Source organism: Aminobacter sp. SR38, from assembly GCF_014843375.1.
In the GTDB taxonomy this organism is placed as follows: domain Bacteria; phylum Pseudomonadota; class Alphaproteobacteria; order Rhizobiales; family Rhizobiaceae; genus Aminobacter; species Aminobacter ciceronei.
On record NZ_CP062116.1, the window covers coordinates 56,135 to 74,540 of the forward strand.

At 58.7% G+C, this 18,406-nt stretch carries 17 protein-coding genes and 6 pseudogenes; 8 read left to right on the top strand and 15 right to left on the bottom strand.

Annotated elements, in window-relative coordinates; genetic code table 11:
• Window positions 1–12 precede the first annotated feature (12 nt).
• A complete protein-coding gene (locus tag IG197_RS32120) occupies window positions 13–1,917 on the top strand; it encodes a type IV secretion system DNA-binding domain-containing protein (RefSeq protein ID WP_192321079.1) in 1,905 nt (634 codons plus the stop codon).
• 6 nt (window positions 1,918–1,923) lie between these two features.
• On the opposite strand, the gene IG197_RS32125 is transcribed toward IG197_RS32120, so the two are convergent.
• From IG197_RS32125 to IG197_RS36980, 3 genes are all read right to left on the bottom strand, one after another.
• On the bottom strand, window positions 1,924–2,331 hold the full coding sequence (locus tag IG197_RS32125; RefSeq protein WP_192321081.1) for a hypothetical protein: 408 nt from the start codon (window positions 2,329–2,331) through the stop codon (window positions 1,924–1,926).
• A 178-nt stretch (window positions 2,332–2,509) separates the two neighbouring features.
• A complete protein-coding gene (locus IG197_RS32130) occupies window positions 2,510–3,121 on the bottom strand; it encodes a recombinase family protein (protein WP_192321082.1) in 612 nt (203 codons plus the stop codon).
• Window positions 3,122–3,144: 23 nt separating this feature from the next.
• Window positions 3,145–3,264, bottom strand: coding sequence for an NTP-binding protein (locus IG197_RS36980; RefSeq protein WP_371746603.1), 120 nt, complete (start codon window positions 3,262–3,264; stop codon window positions 3,145–3,147).
• Window positions 3,265–3,310: 46 nt separating this feature from the next.
• Between IG197_RS36980 and IG197_RS32135 the strand changes: the two genes are divergently transcribed.
• From IG197_RS32135 to IG197_RS32150, 4 genes are read left to right on the top strand one after another with little or no spacing between them, the layout of a single operon-like run.
• Window positions 3,311–4,993: a Mu transposase C-terminal domain-containing protein gene (locus tag IG197_RS32135; RefSeq protein ID WP_010791757.1), complete on the top strand. Its 1,683-nt coding sequence runs from the start codon at window positions 3,311–3,313 to the stop codon at window positions 4,991–4,993.
• Window positions 4,994–4,995: 2 nt separating this feature from the next.
• The gene (locus IG197_RS32140) at window positions 4,996–5,904 is read left to right on the top strand and encodes a TniB family NTP-binding protein (RefSeq protein WP_000393453.1); all 909 of its coding nucleotides are present in this window, start codon (window positions 4,996–4,998) and stop codon (window positions 5,902–5,904) included.
• Window positions 5,901–7,118: a TniQ family protein gene (locus IG197_RS32145; protein ID WP_011405615.1), complete on the top strand. Its 1,218-nt coding sequence runs from the start codon at window positions 5,901–5,903 to the stop codon at window positions 7,116–7,118. The genes IG197_RS32140 and IG197_RS32145 overlap by 4 nt, the downstream gene beginning before the upstream one ends.
• Window positions 7,119–7,178: 60 nt before the next feature.
• Window positions 7,179–7,793, top strand: coding sequence for a recombinase family protein (locus tag IG197_RS32150; protein ID WP_010981357.1), 615 nt, complete (start codon window positions 7,179–7,181; stop codon window positions 7,791–7,793).
• A 38-nt stretch (window positions 7,794–7,831) separates the two neighbouring features.
• Here the strand turns inward: IG197_RS32150 and IG197_RS36985 are convergent, their stop codons facing one another.
• The 5 genes and pseudogenes from IG197_RS36985 to IG197_RS32175 form a co-directional block, all read right to left on the bottom strand.
• Window positions 7,832–8,152, bottom strand: a complete 321-nt coding sequence (locus IG197_RS36985) for a DUF3330 domain-containing protein (RefSeq protein ID WP_010981356.1) — start codon at window positions 8,150–8,152, stop codon at window positions 7,832–7,834.
• Window positions 8,153–8,167: 15 nt separating this feature from the next.
• A pseudogene (gene merE, locus IG197_RS32160) lies at window positions 8,168–8,403 on the bottom strand (broad-spectrum mercury transporter MerE).
• On the bottom strand, window positions 8,400–8,765 hold the full coding sequence (merD, locus tag IG197_RS32165) for a mercury resistance co-regulator MerD (protein WP_000995361.1): 366 nt from the start codon (window positions 8,763–8,765) through the stop codon (window positions 8,400–8,402). Before merD (IG197_RS32165) ends, merE begins: the two are co-directional and overlap by 4 nt.
• Window positions 8,766–8,876: 111 nt before the next feature.
• Entirely contained in the window at window positions 8,877–9,512 is a 636-nt protein-coding gene (gene merB / locus IG197_RS32170; protein WP_192321084.1) for an organomercurial lyase MerB, read from the bottom strand.
• A gap of 14 nt (window positions 9,513–9,526) precedes the next feature.
• Window positions 9,527–9,741, bottom strand: a pseudogene (locus IG197_RS32175) (mercuric reductase); the annotation flags it as partial.
• 67 nt (window positions 9,742–9,808) lie between these two features.
• On the opposite strand from IG197_RS32175, the pseudogene merR reads away from it, so the two are divergent.
• Window positions 9,809–10,242, top strand: a pseudogene (gene merR / locus IG197_RS32180) (Hg(II)-responsive transcriptional regulator).
• Between the two features lie 33 nt (window positions 10,243–10,275).
• Window positions 10,276–10,784, top strand: a pseudogene (locus IG197_RS36990) (chromosome partitioning protein ParA); the annotation flags it as partial.
• A 90-nt stretch (window positions 10,785–10,874) separates the two neighbouring features.
• Here IG197_RS36990 and merD (IG197_RS32190) read toward each other — a convergent pair.
• The 6 genes and pseudogenes from merD (IG197_RS32190) to IG197_RS32215 form a co-directional block, all read right to left on the bottom strand.
• Entirely contained in the window at window positions 10,875–11,222 is a 348-nt protein-coding gene (merD, locus tag IG197_RS32190) for a mercuric resistance transcriptional repressor MerD (RefSeq protein WP_021443905.1), read from the bottom strand.
• A complete protein-coding gene (gene merB / locus IG197_RS32195) occupies window positions 11,219–11,857 on the bottom strand; it encodes an organomercurial lyase MerB (RefSeq protein WP_011405610.1) in 639 nt (212 codons plus the stop codon). Before merB (IG197_RS32195) ends, merD (IG197_RS32190) begins: the two co-directional genes overlap by 4 nt.
• A gap of 80 nt (window positions 11,858–11,937) precedes the next feature.
• Entirely contained in the window at window positions 11,938–12,450 is a 513-nt protein-coding gene (merG, locus tag IG197_RS32200; RefSeq protein ID WP_246765498.1) for a phenylmercury resistance protein MerG, read from the bottom strand.
• 175 nt (window positions 12,451–12,625) lie between these two features.
• Window positions 12,626–14,334, bottom strand: a pseudogene (gene merA, locus IG197_RS32205) (mercury(II) reductase).
• A gap of 186 nt (window positions 14,335–14,520) precedes the next feature.
• The gene (gene merP / locus IG197_RS32210) at window positions 14,521–14,796 is read right to left on the bottom strand and encodes a mercury resistance system periplasmic binding protein MerP (RefSeq protein ID WP_011405607.1); all 276 of its coding nucleotides are present in this window, start codon (window positions 14,794–14,796) and stop codon (window positions 14,521–14,523) included.
• Between the two features lie 13 nt (window positions 14,797–14,809).
• Window positions 14,810–15,160 (bottom strand): mercuric transport protein MerT, encoded by a 351-nt coding sequence (locus IG197_RS32215; RefSeq protein ID WP_001294663.1) that lies wholly within the window; start codon window positions 15,158–15,160, stop codon window positions 14,810–14,812.
• Between the two features lie 71 nt (window positions 15,161–15,231).
• Here IG197_RS32215 and IG197_RS32220 point away from each other — a divergent pair, with 71 nt between their 5' ends.
• Window positions 15,232–15,666, top strand: coding sequence for a mercury resistance transcriptional regulator MerR (locus IG197_RS32220; protein WP_032490487.1), 435 nt, complete (start codon window positions 15,232–15,234; stop codon window positions 15,664–15,666).
• 1,403 nt (window positions 15,667–17,069) lie between these two features.
• Here IG197_RS32220 and IG197_RS36995 read toward each other — a convergent pair.
• Window positions 17,070–18,261 (bottom strand): annotated as a pseudogene (locus IG197_RS36995) (Tn3 family transposase).
• Window positions 18,262–18,406 lie beyond the last annotated feature (145 nt).

Below are 18,406 nucleotides of genomic sequence, written 5' to 3' on the forward strand. Positions count from 1 at the left end.
CCAGCCGTCGGAATGCTCGCAATCGCTGCCATCGTCGCGGCGGTTCTGACACCTATCCTTTGGTACTTTCGTTTCGTCAGTCCGTCTTGGCCGACCTCTGGCGGTGGTGTGGCGCAGCTCACCATTACTCAAGCATGGGATTGCCTTGCTTTCTGGAAATGGGAAGCCTGCCGATCGCACCTTGAAGCGATTGGGTCGCCATCAGCGAGTTCGGCAATTCGCAACCAGGCGGTCGTTCTCGCTCCCTTGTTTGTCGCGCTCGCTCTCTTTGCCGTCTTCGTCTATCAGAAGTGGCTCGTCGTCCGCCAACGCGTCATAATGTCGGGCATGGTGGTGGAAGGCATGGACGCTCTTTTGCGTTCTGCTCGATACGAACAAAAGCACAATCGCTATGCTAAGACACGCGGCATTCATATGTTCAACGGATGGCATTATACCCTGCCTCGTGAGACCAATCACACATTCATTCTTGGCGCTCCAGGCGGCGGCAAGACCGTTACCTTTCGACGGATGATTGGCTCCGTTGTGGAGCGCGGAGACAAGGCAATCATCTTCGATGAAAAGGGAGACTACACCCGCATAACCCCGCCCTCTGTACGGGACGGCAAAGAGGTCCCTCCCCTGTTGCTTGCACCGCAGGATGACCGCTCGGCGGTATGGGATATCGCTTCCGATCTCATCGTATCGCAGGATGCAGTTGAGCTTGCTCAACGCATCATTCCAGATGACGGACATCCCTTCTTCACGCAGAGCGCCCGCGCCGTCCTCGCCGGCTGCGCGATCAAGCTGATGGCGGAGAAGTCGAAGGAATGGACGTGGCTCGACCTACTCAATGAGACTCGGCAAGATCAGGAAAAATTACTCCGGATCATGCTCAAATATCAGCGCGGCGCGGACATATTTTTGACGGCAGATTACAAGCAGGTCATGTCCACACTCGGCCAGCTCGAAACGAATATGCGTCTGCTGGAAATGCTGGCAACGGCGTGGCCGACCTATGAAGGAAGGCAACGATTCCGACTGCGCGAATGGCTCGTGAATAAGACGGATCAACGCACCGTGATTGTCCAGCATTCCGGGCGCTATGCCGAACTTTCAGACGGTTGGATCTCGGCACTCTACGCTGTCGCCGTTTCCACCGTCACGGATAGCAATCTGCTGTCCGACAACGACTTGCGTCGCATATGGTTCTTCCTCGACGAATGGGGCCAGCTTCCGGAAATTCAGGATTTCGAGCGCTTCGTTACCCTGGGTCGATCCAAAGGGGTGTGTGCCGTCCTCGGTCTGCAAGACTTGTCGCAGATCGCAAAAAACTACGGACAGGAAGTCCTCGACGTTCTCATAGCGTCGGTTGGGACAAAGGTCATAACCCGCATCAATTTCGGCCCAACGGCCGAACGCATGGAACGCGACCTGGGCGAGACGACATTCTATGAGTATCGCCGGGATATGATGACCGACGGCACGACGAAGTGGCTGAAGGAGACGCACCGTGCAAGTCCGATCGAACGATCGGAATTCAGCACGGAATTAGGCGTCGATGATAAGGGTGTGACCGCCTTCGTGACCGGGATCGGGAAGAACGTCTATCAGGTAAAGTTCCCCTTCCCTGAAGACGCAAAGGATCATCGCCCTTCGAACGTTCCGGCCGAGTGGACTTACACCTTCAAGCCAACCGGCACTTTCACCAATGACGCCGATATCGACATTTACGTGAAAGCGGTTCTCGGTAAAAACTCACCGCCGCCGCGCGGCGCGCTACCCTCGACAGAAGATGCCGAACAAGATGAACTGCCGCTTGAAGAAGCCTTCAATGCGGCGTCCGCTTCTGCGCGCAAACAGGCAACCTCTCCGGCCGGTACAGAGACGGCCGAGAGCAAGCCTGAACAGGTCGATCTATTTGAGAAATACCGCTAGGTCGCGCTAGTGGTAGGCCTCCATGTCGGACGCGGCTCGAACGTCAATCGACGGCAGTTTGATAACAACACCGTCCTTGTCCTTCACGACAAGCATTTTCGGGTTGTAAGCGTAAACGCCGTTATAATTGACGCGGTAAATCACGCCGATCTTTTGCCAACGCTTTTTGGCGCGCATGACTGTATCTCGAAACACTTCGAGCTTCGCCGCCAATTCGTCGTTCGTTGGGGTCGTCCCGTCCGCTCGCGGATTTAACACCAGCTCCCGAAGCATCTTGGTCCAATGCTTGTTTTTCGGGGGCGGGTTATCCGCTAATTCTGTCAACCAAGAGATATTCACACCGGCTTGACCCGGTTTTATTTTCTCTGGTTCAGGCGGGCCGTCAAACGATACTACCTTTGATATGCCCTTCATCTGTTCCGCCGGTCTGTCGTTCCCAGGTTCGATTTTATTTGGTGCGCTTATTGGTGTACTTTTATACAAAGGAACTCGTCCTAACCGTTATCATTTCCTTTTGGAGAGTCAATGTTTTGCTCCATCCAGCAGAATCATTTCACAATGAATCGTGCGACATTTTTAATGTCAAACACGACTAGCTTGGCAGGAGCTTTCGTCCCTCGGTCCGCAATGTGCCGTCCGGCCCAACGTGCCGATATAGGGTCGATCGGGTAATGCCTAATTCCCGGCATAGTTCCCCGATCTTTGTCCCCGGCTGGCTCATGGCAGCCATGGCTAATCGCAATTTGGCCTTGGTCATTTTCGGTGGTCTGCCTCCTACTCTGCCCCGCGCACGCGCGGCAGAGAGGCCAGCTACAGTACGTTCTATCGTCAGTTCGCGTTCGTATTCTGCGAGCGCTGCGAAAATGCCGAACACCATCTTGCCGGCTGGCGTCGTTGTGTCGATCGACGCGCCGTGTCCCGTGAGCACCTTCACGCCGATGTCGCGAGCCGTCAGATCGTGAACCGTATTCACCAGATTCCGTAGATCTCGGCCCAGGCGATCGAGCTTCCACACCACGAGCGTATCGCCATACCTTAGTGCCTTCAGGCACGCGGCGAAGCCCGGCCGATCGTCGCGTTTACCCGATGCCAGGTCCTCATAAATGTTGTTAGGATCGACTCCCGCTTGCACGAGACTGTCACGCTGCAAATCGAGGCTCTGTGAGCCGTCCGACCTTGATACACGCATGTACCCTATTAGCATTCAGCCCCCTGTGCCAAAAACGGTCATTTTTGGGACAACCGTGAGTTGTCATTTTCAGAAGACGACTGCACCAATTGACGGGGCGTAACGCCAGATGTGCAGGCGACTCCTGACAACGCAATATCAGAAGTCATCTGCACCAATCTCGACTATGCTCAATACTCGTGTGCACCAAAGCGAGGTGTGAGCATGGCGTCAGACACATCATTGATTGCCGAGCAAGGCGTGGCCACCCTGCCCGATGCGGCTTGGGCGCAGGCCCGGCAACGGGCGGAAATCATCGGGCCGCTGGCAGCGCTTGATGTGGTCGGGCATGAAGCCGCCGATGCCGCTGCTCACGCGCTTGGCCTGTCCAGGCGGCAGGTGTATGTCCTAATCCGCCGTGCCCGGCAAGGTGCTGGGCTTGTGACGGACCTGGCTCGCAGCCGATCCGGCGGCGGAAAAGGCAAGGGACGCTTGCCGGAATCAGTTGAGCGCATCATCCGCGAGTTGCTGCAAAAGCGCTTCCTGACCAAGCAGAAGCGTAGCCTGGCAGCGTTCCACCGCGAGGTCGCGCAGGCTTGCAAAGCGCAAAAGCTGCGGGCGCCGGCGCGCAACACCGTGGCTCTGCGGATCGCCGGCCTCGATCCGCTCAAGGCCACTCGCCGCCGGGAAGGTCAGGATGCGTCCCGCAGCCTGCAAGGTGTCGGTGGTGAGCCTCCCGCCGTGACCGCGCCACTGGAACAAGTGCAGATTGATCACACGGTCATCGACCTGATCGTGGTGGACGAGCGCGACCGGCAACCGATTGGCCGTCCGTATCTGACCATCGCCATCGACGTGTTTACCCGCTGCGTGCTCGGCATGGTCGTCACGCTGGAAGCGCCGTCATCTGTTTCGGTCGGCCTGTGCCTTGTGCATGTCGCCTGCGACAAGCGTCCCTGGCTGGAGGGTCTGAACATAGAAATGGAGTGGCCGATGAGCGGCAAGCCCAGGCTGCTCTACCTGGACAACGCGGCCGAGTTCAAGAGCGAAGCGCTACGCCGAGGCTGCGAGCAGCATGGCATCCGGCTTGACTATCGCCCGCTCGGGCAGCCGCACTACGGCGGCATCGTGGAACGGATCATCGGCACGGCGATGCAGATGATCCACGACGAATTGCCAGGGACGACCTTCTCCAACCCTGACCAGCGCGGCGACTACGATTCCGAAAACAAGGCCGCCCTGACGCTGCGTGAGCTGGAGCGCTGGCTCACATTGGCGGTCGGCACCTACCACGGCTCCGTGCACAACGGCCTGCTCCAGCCGCCGGCAGCGCGCTGGGCCGAAGCTATCGCGCGGACCGGCGTGCCAACCGTCATCACTCGCACCACGGCTTTTCTGGTCGATTTTCTGCCCATCATCCGCCGCACGCTGACCCGCACCGGCTTCGTCATCGACCACATCCATTACTACGCCGATGCGCTCAAGCCGTGGATAGCTCGGCGCGACCGCTTGCCTGCGTTCCTGATCCGGCGCGACCCGCGCGACATCAGCCGCATTTGGGTGCTGGAGCCGGAGGGGCAGCACTATCTGGAAATTCCATACCGCACCTTGTCGCACCCGGCTGTCACCCTCTGGGAACAACGACAGGCGCTGGCGAAATTGCGGCAGCAAGGGCGCGAACAGGTGGATGAGTCGGCGCTGTTTCGCATGATCGGCCAGATGCGCGAAATCGTGTCCACCGCGCAGAAAGCTACGCGCAAGGCGCGGCGCGACGCGGATCGACGCCAGCATCTCAAGGCAACGGCAGTTCTTTTCAAAACCACGCCACCACCGGACGCGGACATGGCTGACCCGCAGGCAGACAACCAGCCACCTGCCAAACCGTTCGACCAGATTGAGGAGTGGTAGCCGTGGAAGAATATCCCATCATCGACTTGTCCCACCTGATGCCGGTGGCCCAGGGCTTGGCCCGTCTTCCGGCGGACGAACGCATCCATCGCCTTCGCGCTGACCGCTGGATCGGCTATCCGCGAGCAGTCGAGGCGCTGAATCGGCTGGAAGCCCTGTATGCGTGGCCGAACAAACAACGCATGCCCAACCTGCTGTTGGTCGGTCCAACCAACAACGGCAAGTCGATGATCGTCGAGAAATTCCGCCGCACCCACCCGGCCAGCTCCGACGCCGACCAGGAGCACATTCCGGTACTGGTCGTGCAGATGCCATCCGAACCGTCGGTAATCCGCTTCTACGTCGCGCTACTTGCCGCGATGGGCGCGCCATTGCGCCCGCGCCCACGGCTGCCGGAAATGGAGCAATTGGCGCTGGCACTGCTACGCAAGGTCGGCGTGCGCATGCTGGTGATCGACGAATTGCACAACGTCCTGGCCGGCAACAGCGTCAACCGCCGGGAATTCCTCAACCTGCTGCGTTTCCTCGGCAACGAGCTGCGCATCCCGCTGGTCGGGGTCGGCACACGCGATGCCTACTTGGCGATCCGCTCGGACGACCAGTTGGAAAACCGCTTCGAGCCGATGATGCTGCCGGTGTGGGAGGCCAACGACGATTGCTGCTCACTGCTGGCCAGCTTCGCGGCTTCGCTCCCGCTGCGGCGACCCTCGTCGATTGCCACGCTGGATATGGCCCGCTACCTGCTCACGCGCAGCGAGGGCACCATCGGCGAGCTGGCGCACCTGTTGATGGCGGCGGCCGTCGCTGCCGTGGAGAGCGGTGAGGAAGCGATCAACCATCGCACGCTCAGCATGGCCGATTACACCGGTCCCAGCGAGCGGCGGCGGCAATTCGAGCGGGAACTGATGTGAAGCCAGCGCCACACTGGCCACTGCATCCGGCTCCCAGGGAAGGCGAAGCCTTGTCTTCGTGGCTCAACCGCGTGGCCCTTTGCTATCACATGGAGGTGTCCGAGCTGCTGGAGCACGATCTTGGTCACGGCCAGGTTGATGACCTGGACACCGCGCCACCACTGGCGCTGCTGGCGATGCTCTCCCAGCGGAGCGGCATCGAGCCGGACCGGCTGCGTTGCATGAGTTTCGCCGGCTGGGTGCCTTGGCTACTGGACAGCCTTGATGATCAGATTCCAGATGCATTGGAAACCTATGCGTTCCAGCTCTCGGTGCTGCTGCCGAAACTCCGCCGTAGGACGCGATCCATCACGAGCTGGCGTGCCTGGCTGCCCAGCCAGCCGATACATCGCGCCTGCCCGCTCTGTCTGAACGATCCGGAGAACCAAGCCGTACTGCTCGCGTGGAAGCTGCCCCTGATGCTGAGCTGCCCACTGCATGGCTGCTGGCTGGAATCCTATTGGGGCGTGCCAGGGCGGTTTCTCGGCTGGGAGAACGCCGACGCCGAACCGCGCACTGCCAGCGACGCGATTGCGGCGATGGACCAGCGTACCTGGCAGGCACTGACGACCGGCCACGTGGAGTTGCCGCGCCGACGCATCCACGCCGGATTGTGGTTTAGGCTGCTACGCACGCTGCTCGATGAGCTGAACACCCCGCTTTCGACGTGCGGCACCTACGCGGGGTATCTCCGCCAAATCTGGGAATGCTGCGGGCATCCGCTGCGTGCTGGGCAAAGTCTGTGGCGACCGTATGAAACCCTGAACCCGGCAGTACGGTTGCAGATGCTGGAGGCGGCGGCAACGGCAATCAGCTTGATTGAGGTGAGGGATATAAGCCCGCCAGGCGAGCACGCAAAGCTATTCTGGTCCGAGCCCCAAACCGGGTTCACCAGTGGCCTGCCGGCGAAAGCGCCGAAGCCCGAACCCGTCGATCACTGGCAGCGTGCAATCCAGGCCATTGATGAGGCCATCATTGAAGCACGACACAACCCCGAGACGGCACGCTCGCTGTTCGCGTTGGCTTCCTATGGTCGGCGCGACCCCGCTTCCTTGGAACAGTTGCGCGCCACCTTCGCGAAGGAAGGCATCCCCCCGGAATTTCTGTCACATTATGAGCCTAGCCTACCCTTTGCATGCCTTAGACAGAATGACGGGTTAAGTGACAAATTTTGACGTGCAGAGCTTCCCGATGCAAACTGTCACATAATCGAACGTATATGTGACAGGTACAAGATGCTGATTGGCTACATGCGAGTATCGAAGGCGGATGGCTCCCAGGCGACGGACTTGCAGCGCGATGCGCTGGTCGCGGCCGGTGTTGATCCGGCGCATCTCTATGAAGACCAAGCGTCCGGAAAACGCGAGGATCGTCCCGGTCTGGCGAGCTGTCTGAAGGCACTACGGCCAGGCGACACGTTGGTCGTTTGGAAACTGGATCGGCTCGGGCGCGACCTGCGCCATCTGATCAATACCGTCCATGACCTGACCGGACGCGGCATCGGCCTCAAGGTGCTGACCGGGCACGGCGCGGCCATTGACACCACGACCGCCGCCGGCAAGCTGGTCTTCGGTATCTTCGCCGCGCTGGCCGAGTTCGAGCGCGAGTTGATCGCCGAGCGCACCGTGGCGGGCCTGGCCTCAGCACGGGCACGCGGCCGGAAAGGCGGCCGGCCGTTCAAGATGACCGCCGCCAAGCTGCGGCTGGCGATGGCGGCAATGGGGCAGTCAGAGACCAAGGTCGGCGACCTGTGCCAGGAACTTGGCATCACGCGGCAGACCCTGTATCGGCATATTTCACCCAAGGGCGAGCTACGTCCAGATGGCGAGAAGCTACTCAGCCGAATTTGATGCCGACATGAGGCGACGTAGCGAAAGCGTGGTTTGTCTCAATTTGACGGCGGCGAACCGCAAGCGTTCGGTTCGCCGCTCGTTTCGGTCGCAGTGCTGGCCCGCGCCTGGAAACGTTGATAACACTCCAGCCCGCAGAAGTGCTCGACGTACTCCGCGCCTTCCGGTGTGAAGGCGGCATCGAGCGGAATTTCCTTGCAGCACACGCAGCAACTGGTGGCGGTCGGATCATTTGCATTCATGGTGGCACCCCTCCATTGACTGACGAAGACGGCGAATGCCGCCGCCGGCATCGGCTTTGCGAACAGAAAGCCTTGCCCGCGCTCGAACGCTTGGGCCCTCCGCCGTAGTCCATCCATCCGGCCGGGAAGCGCTCATGATCTTTCCCTGAATGCCCGCAACGCCCGCGCCAGTGACAGAAGAAACAGGCCGGTCAAACCGAGCGCCGTGATGACCCAATACTCGACAAGGAATGCACCGGCGGTTGTGCCGGCCAGCACGGCAGCGAGGATGGACAGGTGGCAGGGCAAGTCAGCACGGCCAGCGTGCCCCACAGGTAGCCGGTGAACGGTTTGTGCGTCTCGGCCGGCATGCGCTCGGGGCTGTTCATGGCAAACTCTCCGCATGCTGTGCCGGCGCGGTCGGCATGGCGGCCAACTGCACTTCCAGATTGGCCAACGCTTCGCGCCGGCGTTCGACGAACTGACGCAGCACAGCAAGCTGCGCGGCAGTTTCATCGCAGTTCGCCGCATCCAGCGCCCGGCACAGCCGCGCCAATGCGCCGAGGCCGATGCCCGCCTCGAAGGCGGCCCGCACGAAGCACAGTCGCTGCAAGGCGGCGTCATCGAACAGGCCGTAGCCACCCGTGGTGCAGGCGACTGGCCGCAGCAATCCGCGCAGCAGGTAGTCGCGCACGATATGCACGCTCACCCCGGCATCAAGGGCCAGCCGGGACACCGTGTAGGCGTTCATCGAACACCTCCTTTTGGTCGGTTCACGGCAATGCATATACCGTTTCGCCGAGTTCAATCCGCGCGCTGCAGATCCGATGCCGGTGCCGTAGAACATTGGGTCGATATCCGATCACGGTGTCCTAGATGACATGGTCTGCAACAGATGTCGATTAAACTCCTGGCCCAAGCCGAAAGCCTCGTGGACACTGACGATCGCCAATCCTTCCAATCCTTGATGCTTGGAGGCCCAGTCTTCCGCCGTCGGGACAGATGCAAAGAAATGTACATGGCAACAGAAGGACTGACGAACGTCGGCTGCTTCCTGCGGCAATACCAAGGACACCGCCATGCCGGCAGGTTCGACAGCCTGTATCTCGCTGGGTGAAACCGTGAGTGAAACGGGTGCTCCGGTTGCAGCGCAATGCGATGAGACGCGAGCTGTACGGCCGATCAGCGCCGGAAATATCAAGGTGTCCAGCGCGCACCAGGCATACAGACGGCGGTCGTCAATTTCAAAGACATACGAAGTCTCGCGCAAGGTGAGGCCGTAGCCGATGATGTTCCCATCTTTGTCATATTCGGTACTGGTGGCCTGTTCGAGTACGGCGGCCACTCGCTCAGCGGGCCAGTCGAGAATCCCGGCAAGTGTCGTTCGTGAAACCGGACGCCCCTTGGCGAGTTCCCGTAGCGGGACCAAGAGATCCGCAGTACCATTGGTACGATTGACCGAAGTGAGACGTTCTAAAATATATGGGGCGAGCTTCATGGTTCCATCTCCTTTCATCCTGCGCAGCAGGACAATTGTTGACATCCTTGGTGAAGGTCTGCGCCGCGAGCTTCAGCCCCTCGACCATCGTCAGGTAGGGGAACAACTGGTCAGCCAGTTCCTGTACGGTCATGCGGTTACGGATCGCGAGCACCGCCGTCTGGATCAGCTCGCCCGCTTCCGGGGCCACTGCCTGTACCCCAATGAGTCGTCCGCTACCTTCCTCGGCTTGTCCTTTCGAATTTGAATTGGATAGCGTAACCTTACTTCCGTACTCATGTACGGAGTCAAGCGGTATGGAAAATAATTTGGAGAACCTGACCATTGGCGTTTTTGCCAAGGCAGCCGGCGTCAACGTGGAGACCATCCGGTTCTATCAGCGCAAGGGCTTGTTGCCCGAGCCGGACAAACCCTATGGCAGCATTCGCCGCTATGGCGCGGCGGACGTGACACGGGTGCGATTCGTGAAATCGGCCCAGCGGTTGGGCTTCAGCCTGGATGAAATCGCCGAGTTGCTGCGGCTCGACGATGGCACCCACTGCGAGGAGGCCAGCAGCCTGGCCGAGCACAAGCTCAAGACGTGCGCGAGAAGATGGCCGATTTGGCGCGCATGGAGGCTGTGCTGTCTGACCTGGTGTGCGCCTGCCATTCGCGGCAGGGGAATGTTTCGTGTCCGCTGATTGCGTCGTTGCAAGGTGGAACGAGCTTGGCAGGGGCTTCCACAGCTTAGCGTGCTTTATTTTCCGTTTTCTGAGGTGCCCCCTACCAGCAACGCACCGCCGAAGACCGGCAGCAGGAGCGCGAGCAATTCCAGATGGTTAACCGGGGCCTGAAAGACCAGATTCAAGACCTGCAAAACCGGCTCATCCAAGCCGAGTCAAGAGCGTCCGAGCTGATAGACACTAATGCGCAATTACAACGACAAACGCATGAGCTCGAACAGGCCAATGCGATGCACAAAGCACCTTGGATAGGCAAGTGGCCGATATCCAGAACTTGGAGCATCAACTTAACGACGCCTCGGCAAAAAACCGGGAGCGGAAGCATGAAAGCAAACAATTGGCGGATAATATTGCCGCACTCGCAAGCCAGAAAGCAGATGCCGATAAGCAGGTGGCCGTACTATCCCAAGCATTAGAGGTCACCAAAACGGATCTGAAAGCCTCTCAGAATAGAGCGGAAGTTCTGTCCGATGAGAACAAGTTGATTCTTCAGGAAAAAGCGGTGATTCAGGGGCAGTTTAAGCAGCTTCAGGAGTCACTGTCGCGATAAAGGCTTTAGTCAAACATTCATCGAAAAAGCTATATTAATCAATATATTATATACGAAGTGGCTAATTCCAACGCTTTTACCGGCCGGACCTCAAGTAGCTGCACCGGCCGCCATTTCATTCAAAGAGGCCTCGACGACAGTCAAAACTGTTCGACGCACGTCGATCTTCCATCGCACGCGCTCGACGCATCGGTCCAGGCTTTCGCTATCGTCTGCGTCCAATGCTTTGCAAAGTCGCGCCAGTTCGTCGAGCCCAATTCCGGACTCGAAGGCTGCGCGGAGAAACCGCAGCCTTCCGAGTGTTTTGTCATCGAAAATGTTATAGCCACTTTCGGTTCGCCGAGCAGGGTGCAACAAGCCGCGTATCATGTAGTCGCGCACGACATGCACGCTGACGCAAGCATCATCAGCCAGCTTCGATATCGAGTACGCATTCATACTGGGCTTTCCTCGCAGTCCTCTAGCAGCTTAAGCGCGACATCATGACCAAGGTCGAACGCACTCTCGACAGGCACGACCTCAATCCCTTGGTGGGTCGAAGCCCACGAATTTGCAATAGACGGAGACGCAAAGAAATGCACATGACAGCAAAACGAACAACGAATGTCGGGCGAAGTATCCGGAGTTCGCAGTGAAACCATTGCTTCTGCCGGTTCGACATGAAGCACTGCTTCTGGTGCAACGGTGAGAGTGATCGGCCTACCGGTGGCGGCGCAGCGGGAAGTGACACGGGCAATCTTGCCGGTCAAGGCGGGAAACATCAAGGTGTCCAGCGCACACCATGTGTACAAATGACGGCCATCCACCTCAAAAACGTGAGAGGTTTCACGTAGTGTCAGCCCCAGTCCAATGATATTGGCCTCGTCGTCATATTCCGTACCAGGTGCCTGCTCAAGTACCGTTGCAACTCTCGCTCCAGACCATCCGAGTGCGCCGGCGAGCTTTTCGCGTGATACAGGTCCCCCCATCGCTAGCTGTCGGAGCAGCGCGACAAAGAGCGTTGCGAACTCTTTAGGATGATTGCCAGATGAAAGGCTTTCGGCAATCTTTTTGGAATAAATAGTCTTGTCCATTTTCCACCTGTTATATCGGGCAGCGATCAACCGGGATAAACCTTACTCGGCGGTTACGTCCTGCGCTTAACAAAGACGAATTACTTTGTGCCTTGCCGGCGTTGCCATTCCTCGGCCAGCAGCTGGGCTTGCTGTAACTGTTCGGGCTTCATTTGAGCTGCATAGTCTGCAACGACTTTTGCTGCTGTCGGTTCTCCCGACGCTGCGGCCAGACTCATCCACTGGTATGCCTGCACCTGGTCGGGCGCGATGTCGGTAAGACCCTTTGCAAACAGCTGGGCCAGCCTGACTTGAGCCTGCGTGTGTCCCTGCTCGGCAGCGAGGCGGTACCACTTGAAAGCCTCTGCATCGTTGGCAGGAGCCGCACGCCCATTCTTATACATACCGTCGACTTCACTTCCGTAGAGGCGCCCGAGGTTGAACTGTGCATCGGCTTCACCCTGCTCGGCCGCCCTGCGGAACCACTGGATCGATGCCGCGTGGTTTTGCTTTACGCCCATACCGCATTTGTACGCAAGACCCATGATGTTCTGAGCCATGGCATCGCCAGCCCTGGCCTTCTTTTCCCAATCACTGACGGTCTCTGGCGACAATGTTTCAATCGCGGCGCCGAGCTTAGAAAATCATAAGCCGCCAACGCTTGGTTTGGCATGCCTAACGTTGCGGTACTTGCCAGTACGATCGTCAAGCACGCGCGTACACGGCGTAATTTAAGTCTGATGTCACAAAACATAAAAACTCCTCTGTCCCTGTTTTGGTGCCCAAGGTTTAGCCGGCACAGCACGATAGCTGTGTCACATCCTTCGAAAAAGTCTGTGCCACCAGTTTGAGACCTTCAACCATGGTGAGGTAAGGGAAAAGCTGGTTAGCCAGATCCTGGACGGTCATGCGGGCCCGGATGGCAATCGCGGCAGTCTGGATGATTTCGCCTGCTTCCGGTGTCACAGCCTGGACTCCGAGAATGCGTCCGGACCCTGCCTCAGCAACAAGCTTGATAAAGCCGCGGGTATCGAAGTTGGCGAGTGCACGCGGCACATTGTCGAGCGTGAGCGTACGGCTTTCGGTTTGCAGACCAATGCGCTGGGCCTCTGCTTCACTGTAGCCTACCGTGGCAACTTGCGGATCGGTGAACACGACTGCCGGCATGGCGTCGAGATCGAGCTTTACGTCGCCGCCGGTCATATTAATGCCAGCCCGGGTACCAGCCGCGGCTGCAACGTAGACGTACTGAGGCTGGTCAGTGCAGTCGCCAGCTGCGTAAATGTTCGAAGCACTCGTGCGCATGCCTTGATCGATCAGGATGCGATGTTGCGAGGTCAAACGTCACACCTGCGCGCTCGAGATTCAGGCTTGCGGTATTTGGCGTGCGGCCGGTGGCAACAAGCAATTGATCCACCTTTAACTCGCCCTGCGCGGTCGTCAGGATGAATTGGCGGTCGCAATAGGTCACGGCACTCGCCTGCGTCTGTGTCAGCACCGTGATGCCTTCCGCACGGAAAGCTGCAGTCACGGCCTCGCCAATGGCAGGGTCGTCACTGGCAAACAAGGTGCGCCGGGCCAGGACCGTCACCTCGCTGCCCAAGCGCGCAAACGCTTGTGCCAGTTCCAGTGCTACGACCGAGGCGCCAATTACTGCCAGCCGTTTAGGAATGGCTTCGCTAACCAGGGCTTCGGTGGACGTCCAATATGGCGTTCCTGCAAGACCAGGCAACGGCGGGATGGCAGCGCTTGCACCAGTGGCAATGAGACAGCGATCGAAGGCCACTTCGCGAGTGTCACCTTCTGCCGCTTCCACGATAAGCGTTTGGCCATCCTTGAATCGGGCGCTGCCTCGCACCAGATTGATCGACGGATTGCTTTCGAGGATGCTTTCATATTTAGCATGACGCAGCTCGTCCACACGGGCCTGCTGTTGCGCCAGCAGACGGTCACGCAGGACAACTGGGGGCGTTGCCGACAGTCCCACGTCAAAGGACTTTCGCGTCGCAGATGAGCGATATGCGCTGCCCGAATCATGATCTTAGAAGGGACGCAGCCCACGTTGACGCAGGTGCCGCCGATAGTTCCCCGCTCGATCAGGGTGACACGGGCACCGTTTTCAGCTGCCTTCAGCGCTGCTGCCACAGCGGCGCCGCCAGTACCGATGATCGCCACATGCAGCTGACCTGCCGGTTTCTCCACCGCGCGCTCGCCGCTCAGCCACTGGGCGGCTTTGCCAAGGGTCCTGGCTGTTCAACACTGCGCTCTTTGCTTTCAAATTCGTCTGTAGGCGTAGCACCGTAACCAAGGGCGCCCACTGCTGCTACGAGCGCGGACACGTCAAGCCTATTGCCTGTGACTTGCGCCTTGTTCGATGGATAATCGACAGCCGCTCGCGTTACGCCGGGGACCGCCAGCAGCGCGTCCTCAACGTGCCTTGTACAACTTGGGCAAGTCATTCCCGCCACGCTCAAACCAACTTCGTTTAACTCTTGCATTCCGCTCTCTCTTTATCCGTTGTGCCCAAGCCAACTAGTACGACGCCTCGGTCACTGAATCGGTTGTGCGCTTCAGGGAACAGGCTCCGTGGGTCGTTTACAGGCTGCTCACGCGATGACGACCGGCAGAATCGCCTGAGCGGCATCTCTGCCGTGGTTCTAGCGATGCTGCCGTTATTTGTTGCCTTACTTCTTCAGCTCAGATGGGTAGCCTACATCCGTCGTCGCCTTGCTAAGCGCCTGGACGTTGGTCTTCGCATCGTCAAACGTTACGACGGCAAGCTTGGTTGAGAAGTCGACCTCGGTCTTGCTAACACCGTCGACCTTGCTCAAGGCCTTTTTAATGGTGATAGGACAAGTCGCGCAGGTCATGCCAGGAACGGCCAAGGTGACCGTCTGCGTGGCGGCCCACACCGGGGCAACAGCGGCGGCGAGGGCAAGGGAGGCAAACAGTTTCTTCATGATGAACTCCTGGTTAATAGAAAAATGGAACGACATAGGGAAATCCAAGCGCGACCAGGACCAGCACGGCCACGATCCAGAAAATCAGCTTGTAGGTGGCGCGCACCTGCGGAATCGCGCAGACCTCACCTGGCTTGCATGCCTGCACGGGCCGGTAAATCCGCTTCCAGGCGAAGAACAGCGCCACTAGCGCCGCGCCGATGAACAACGGTCGATAGGGTTCCAGCACCGTCAGGTTGCCGATCCAAGCACCGGAGAAGCCCAGGGCGACCAGTACTAGCGGCCCCAGGCAGCAGGTCGATGCAAGAATGGCGGCCAGCCCGCCGGCGAAGAGCGCACCGCGCCCGTTTTGTGGTTCAGACATACGTTGGCCCTTTTGAATTTGGATTGGATAGCGTAACCTTACTTCCGTACTCATGTACGGAGTCAAGCGATATGGAAAATAATTTGGAAAACCTGACCATTGGCGTTTTTGCCAAGGCGGCCGGGGTCAACGTGGAGACAATCCGCTTCTATCAGCGCAAGGGCCTGTTGCCGGAACCGGACAAGCCTTACGGCAGCATCCGCCGCTATGGGGAGGCGGACGTGGTTCGGGTGAAATTCGTGAAATCGGCACAGCGGCTGGGGTTCAGTCTGGACGAGATTGCCGAGCTGTTGCGGCTCGACGATGGCACCCACTGCGAGGAGGCCAGCAGCCTGGCCGAGCACAAGCTCCAAGACGTGCGCGAGAAGATGGCCGATTTGGCGCGCATGGAGGCTGTGCTGTCTGACCTGGTGTGCGCCTGCCATTCGCGGCAGGGGAATGTTTCGTGTCCGCTGATTGCGTCGTTGCAAGGTGGAACGAGCTTGGCAGGGGCTTCCACAGCTTAGCGTGCTTTATTTTCCGTTTTCTGAGACGACCACAGATCAGAAAAGACTGTGCAGCCGACTCTTGATATTCCGTGCAGTCACCTTCTGAAAATGACATGAGTGCGCGTCATTTCACCTCCCGAATCTGTCTGAAAACCCGTCGCAAAAACAACATACCAAAAACGTCAGTTTTGAGACAGGCTTTTTCCAGCGGCCTCTCGGCCCGCGCGGAGAGTTTTCCACAGGTCCTCGTAGACGGCCTTCTCTGACAGCGCTATGGGCAAGACATCAAGCGGCGTTCGGGCCCGCTCTCGCCTTGCTGCCTCAAAGACCTGCTTTCCGCATCGACGATAGCGAGGCCGTTCGTATCGAGGCGTGGAGTTCTTCCAAACTCGATCCCGACTGCAATAGCGGAAGGCCTCGGCTTGACGGTCCTCGGCGACTTAGATGCGAGAAGGGCATGCACCAGTGCTCCGGCGTAGTGCGAAGTGGTGCCGGTGTCCTCGCTGGCGATGGTTTGCATCGGATTCCTTTCTGAAATCCGGGCAAAGCTCACCCGTTCGCAAAAGCTGCGCTCGATATTGACAGTGAGGGAAAGGAGCCTTAGATTGAGACTTGAGTTTTTGAGGTCTCTCGGAGCGACGCCAATCGCTTCTAAGATCGTTTCCTTTCCCCCCGATGTAGCTTGCTGCGTCGGGGTTTACTTCCGGGTTGGGGTTTCTCCTCGTTTCAAATCACACACGACTCGCAATCGCGTTAGCCGCAAACGCTAACCGATTTGCTTGATAAAGCAAAATGATTCGGGAAATTTTCCGAGTTACAGCTTCAAGCGAACCGGTCACGACAAGACAAGCGCTTGCTTCGTAAGGTTTTTTTAAACCCGTGGCCTGTGGGATCGCATTGTCGCACAAGCGCAATCGCATCATCGAGGCCGGCATACGCACATTTCCGGCACTCATCATCAATGACTGATTCTCTTGATGCTGGCGAATCCGCGGGCATCGTTTCCCACCGTCCAGGGAGAGGTGGAAGGGTTTGGGAAGGAGGAGGGAACCGTCCCTCCTTCCCATGGGAGGGTGTTTGAGGGAGGGGCGAACCGCCCTGCCCTCATGGGGTGAGATTGAGAGGGGGGCTATGCCCCTTCTTTCATAAGCTGTGGCGATCGGTCGATCCGATCGGCGCAGCACTCCGCGTTTCGACGGAAGGCAGCCAGCGGCTATCTCCGCCTTCTCCGGTTCTTTTTCTGCTTCCTTTTCGCTTTCAGACGGGAGGTTTCCAACTGCAATTCTTCATCGGTTTCTGCCGCTTCGCGAATGTATGTGTTTCCATCAACCGCAAGCTTCGCTGCTCTCTTTATCACCTCGCCAAGATGGCGTCACGACACGAAAGTGTTGGACCTGTCCGACTTTGAGAACGTATGGTGATCACGCTGCGAGGATAGATGTTTCGCGCCGCAATGGCCTGAGATCAACGCCGTCTGTTGGGGTCCAGATGTAATCGCCGGTGAGACTGATGTGCTGCCAGCCGAGTGGGGTAATGTGTTTGATGATGTCAAGCGGCGTGGGAATGCCATCTCGGTTGAGCTCGGCGAACGCCGGTTCGAGATAGAGTGTGTTCCAGTAGACGATGGCGTTGATTAGCAGGTTCAGTCCAGATGCTCGGTAGAACTGGCTCTCGAAAGTCCGGTCGCGCAATTCTCCGAGGCGATTGAAGAACAGTGCGCGGGCCAAGGTGTTCTGGGATTCGCTCTTGTTGAGGCCGACCGTCGCGTTCCTGCGCATTTCGGGGTTCTGCCACCACTGGGGCAGAAAGATGGACCGATTGATGCGACCGAGATCGCGTAGCGCCAACGCCAGTCCGTTCTGGCGTGGGAATGCGGACAGCTTTGCCAACACCGTCGAAGGCCGAACCTGCCCGGAACGGATCGTCGTGACCAGCCGCAGGATGTCGTTCCAGTTTGCCTTGATCCGCTCGACGTTGATGTGCTCGCCAACGAGCGGCGCCAGGTTTTCGGGAGGCGCGTCGCCCGGGAAGATAGAGCTTGCGATCCTTGAGACCGCGCAGCCGAGGCACAATCTGGAAACCAACGAGATGGCAAAGGGCGAAGCTCATATCGCTTACCCCGCCGGTATCGACATAGTGGGTTTCGATGGCGAGATCGCTGCCATGATAGAGCAGTCCATCGAGGACATAGATGGCTTCGCTCGCATTGGCATTCATGGCGATGATGTAGAAAGCGCCGTACTGGTCAGAGGTGAACCGGTAGAATTTGGCGCCGGGGTTGGGACCATAGCGGCCGTTGAGGTCGCCGATCGCCTCGGCGTGTCCGCCCGCCGGAAAATACTGGCCATCGGAGGATGACGTTGTTCCATCGCCCCACAAGCTTGCCAGAGGCAATTGCCTCTGGGCGTTGACGAGAATGGCGTGCGCGGCCGTGTAACCTTCCTCGCGAATATGCCAGTCGTGCGCCCAGGCGAGTTGGCGCATCGTAATGCCGGGGGAAACGTCCGCCATTCTCGTGAGACCGAGATTGATGCCGTCCGCCAGGATGGCGGTGAGGAGCGCTTGTTGTCGGCCGTCCGACCGCTGCGCAAATGGGTAAAGGCGTTCGAAAATTCCGTTCGGGCGTCAACCTCGAGCAAAGGTCAGTGATGCGGATCGCAGGCAGACGGCTTTCCACCTTTAGCTTCAGCGACTTGGCGATGTCCGGAAACATAGCCTTGTGCGGCGTGACGCTAAACCCCGCCCGGTCAGTTCTACA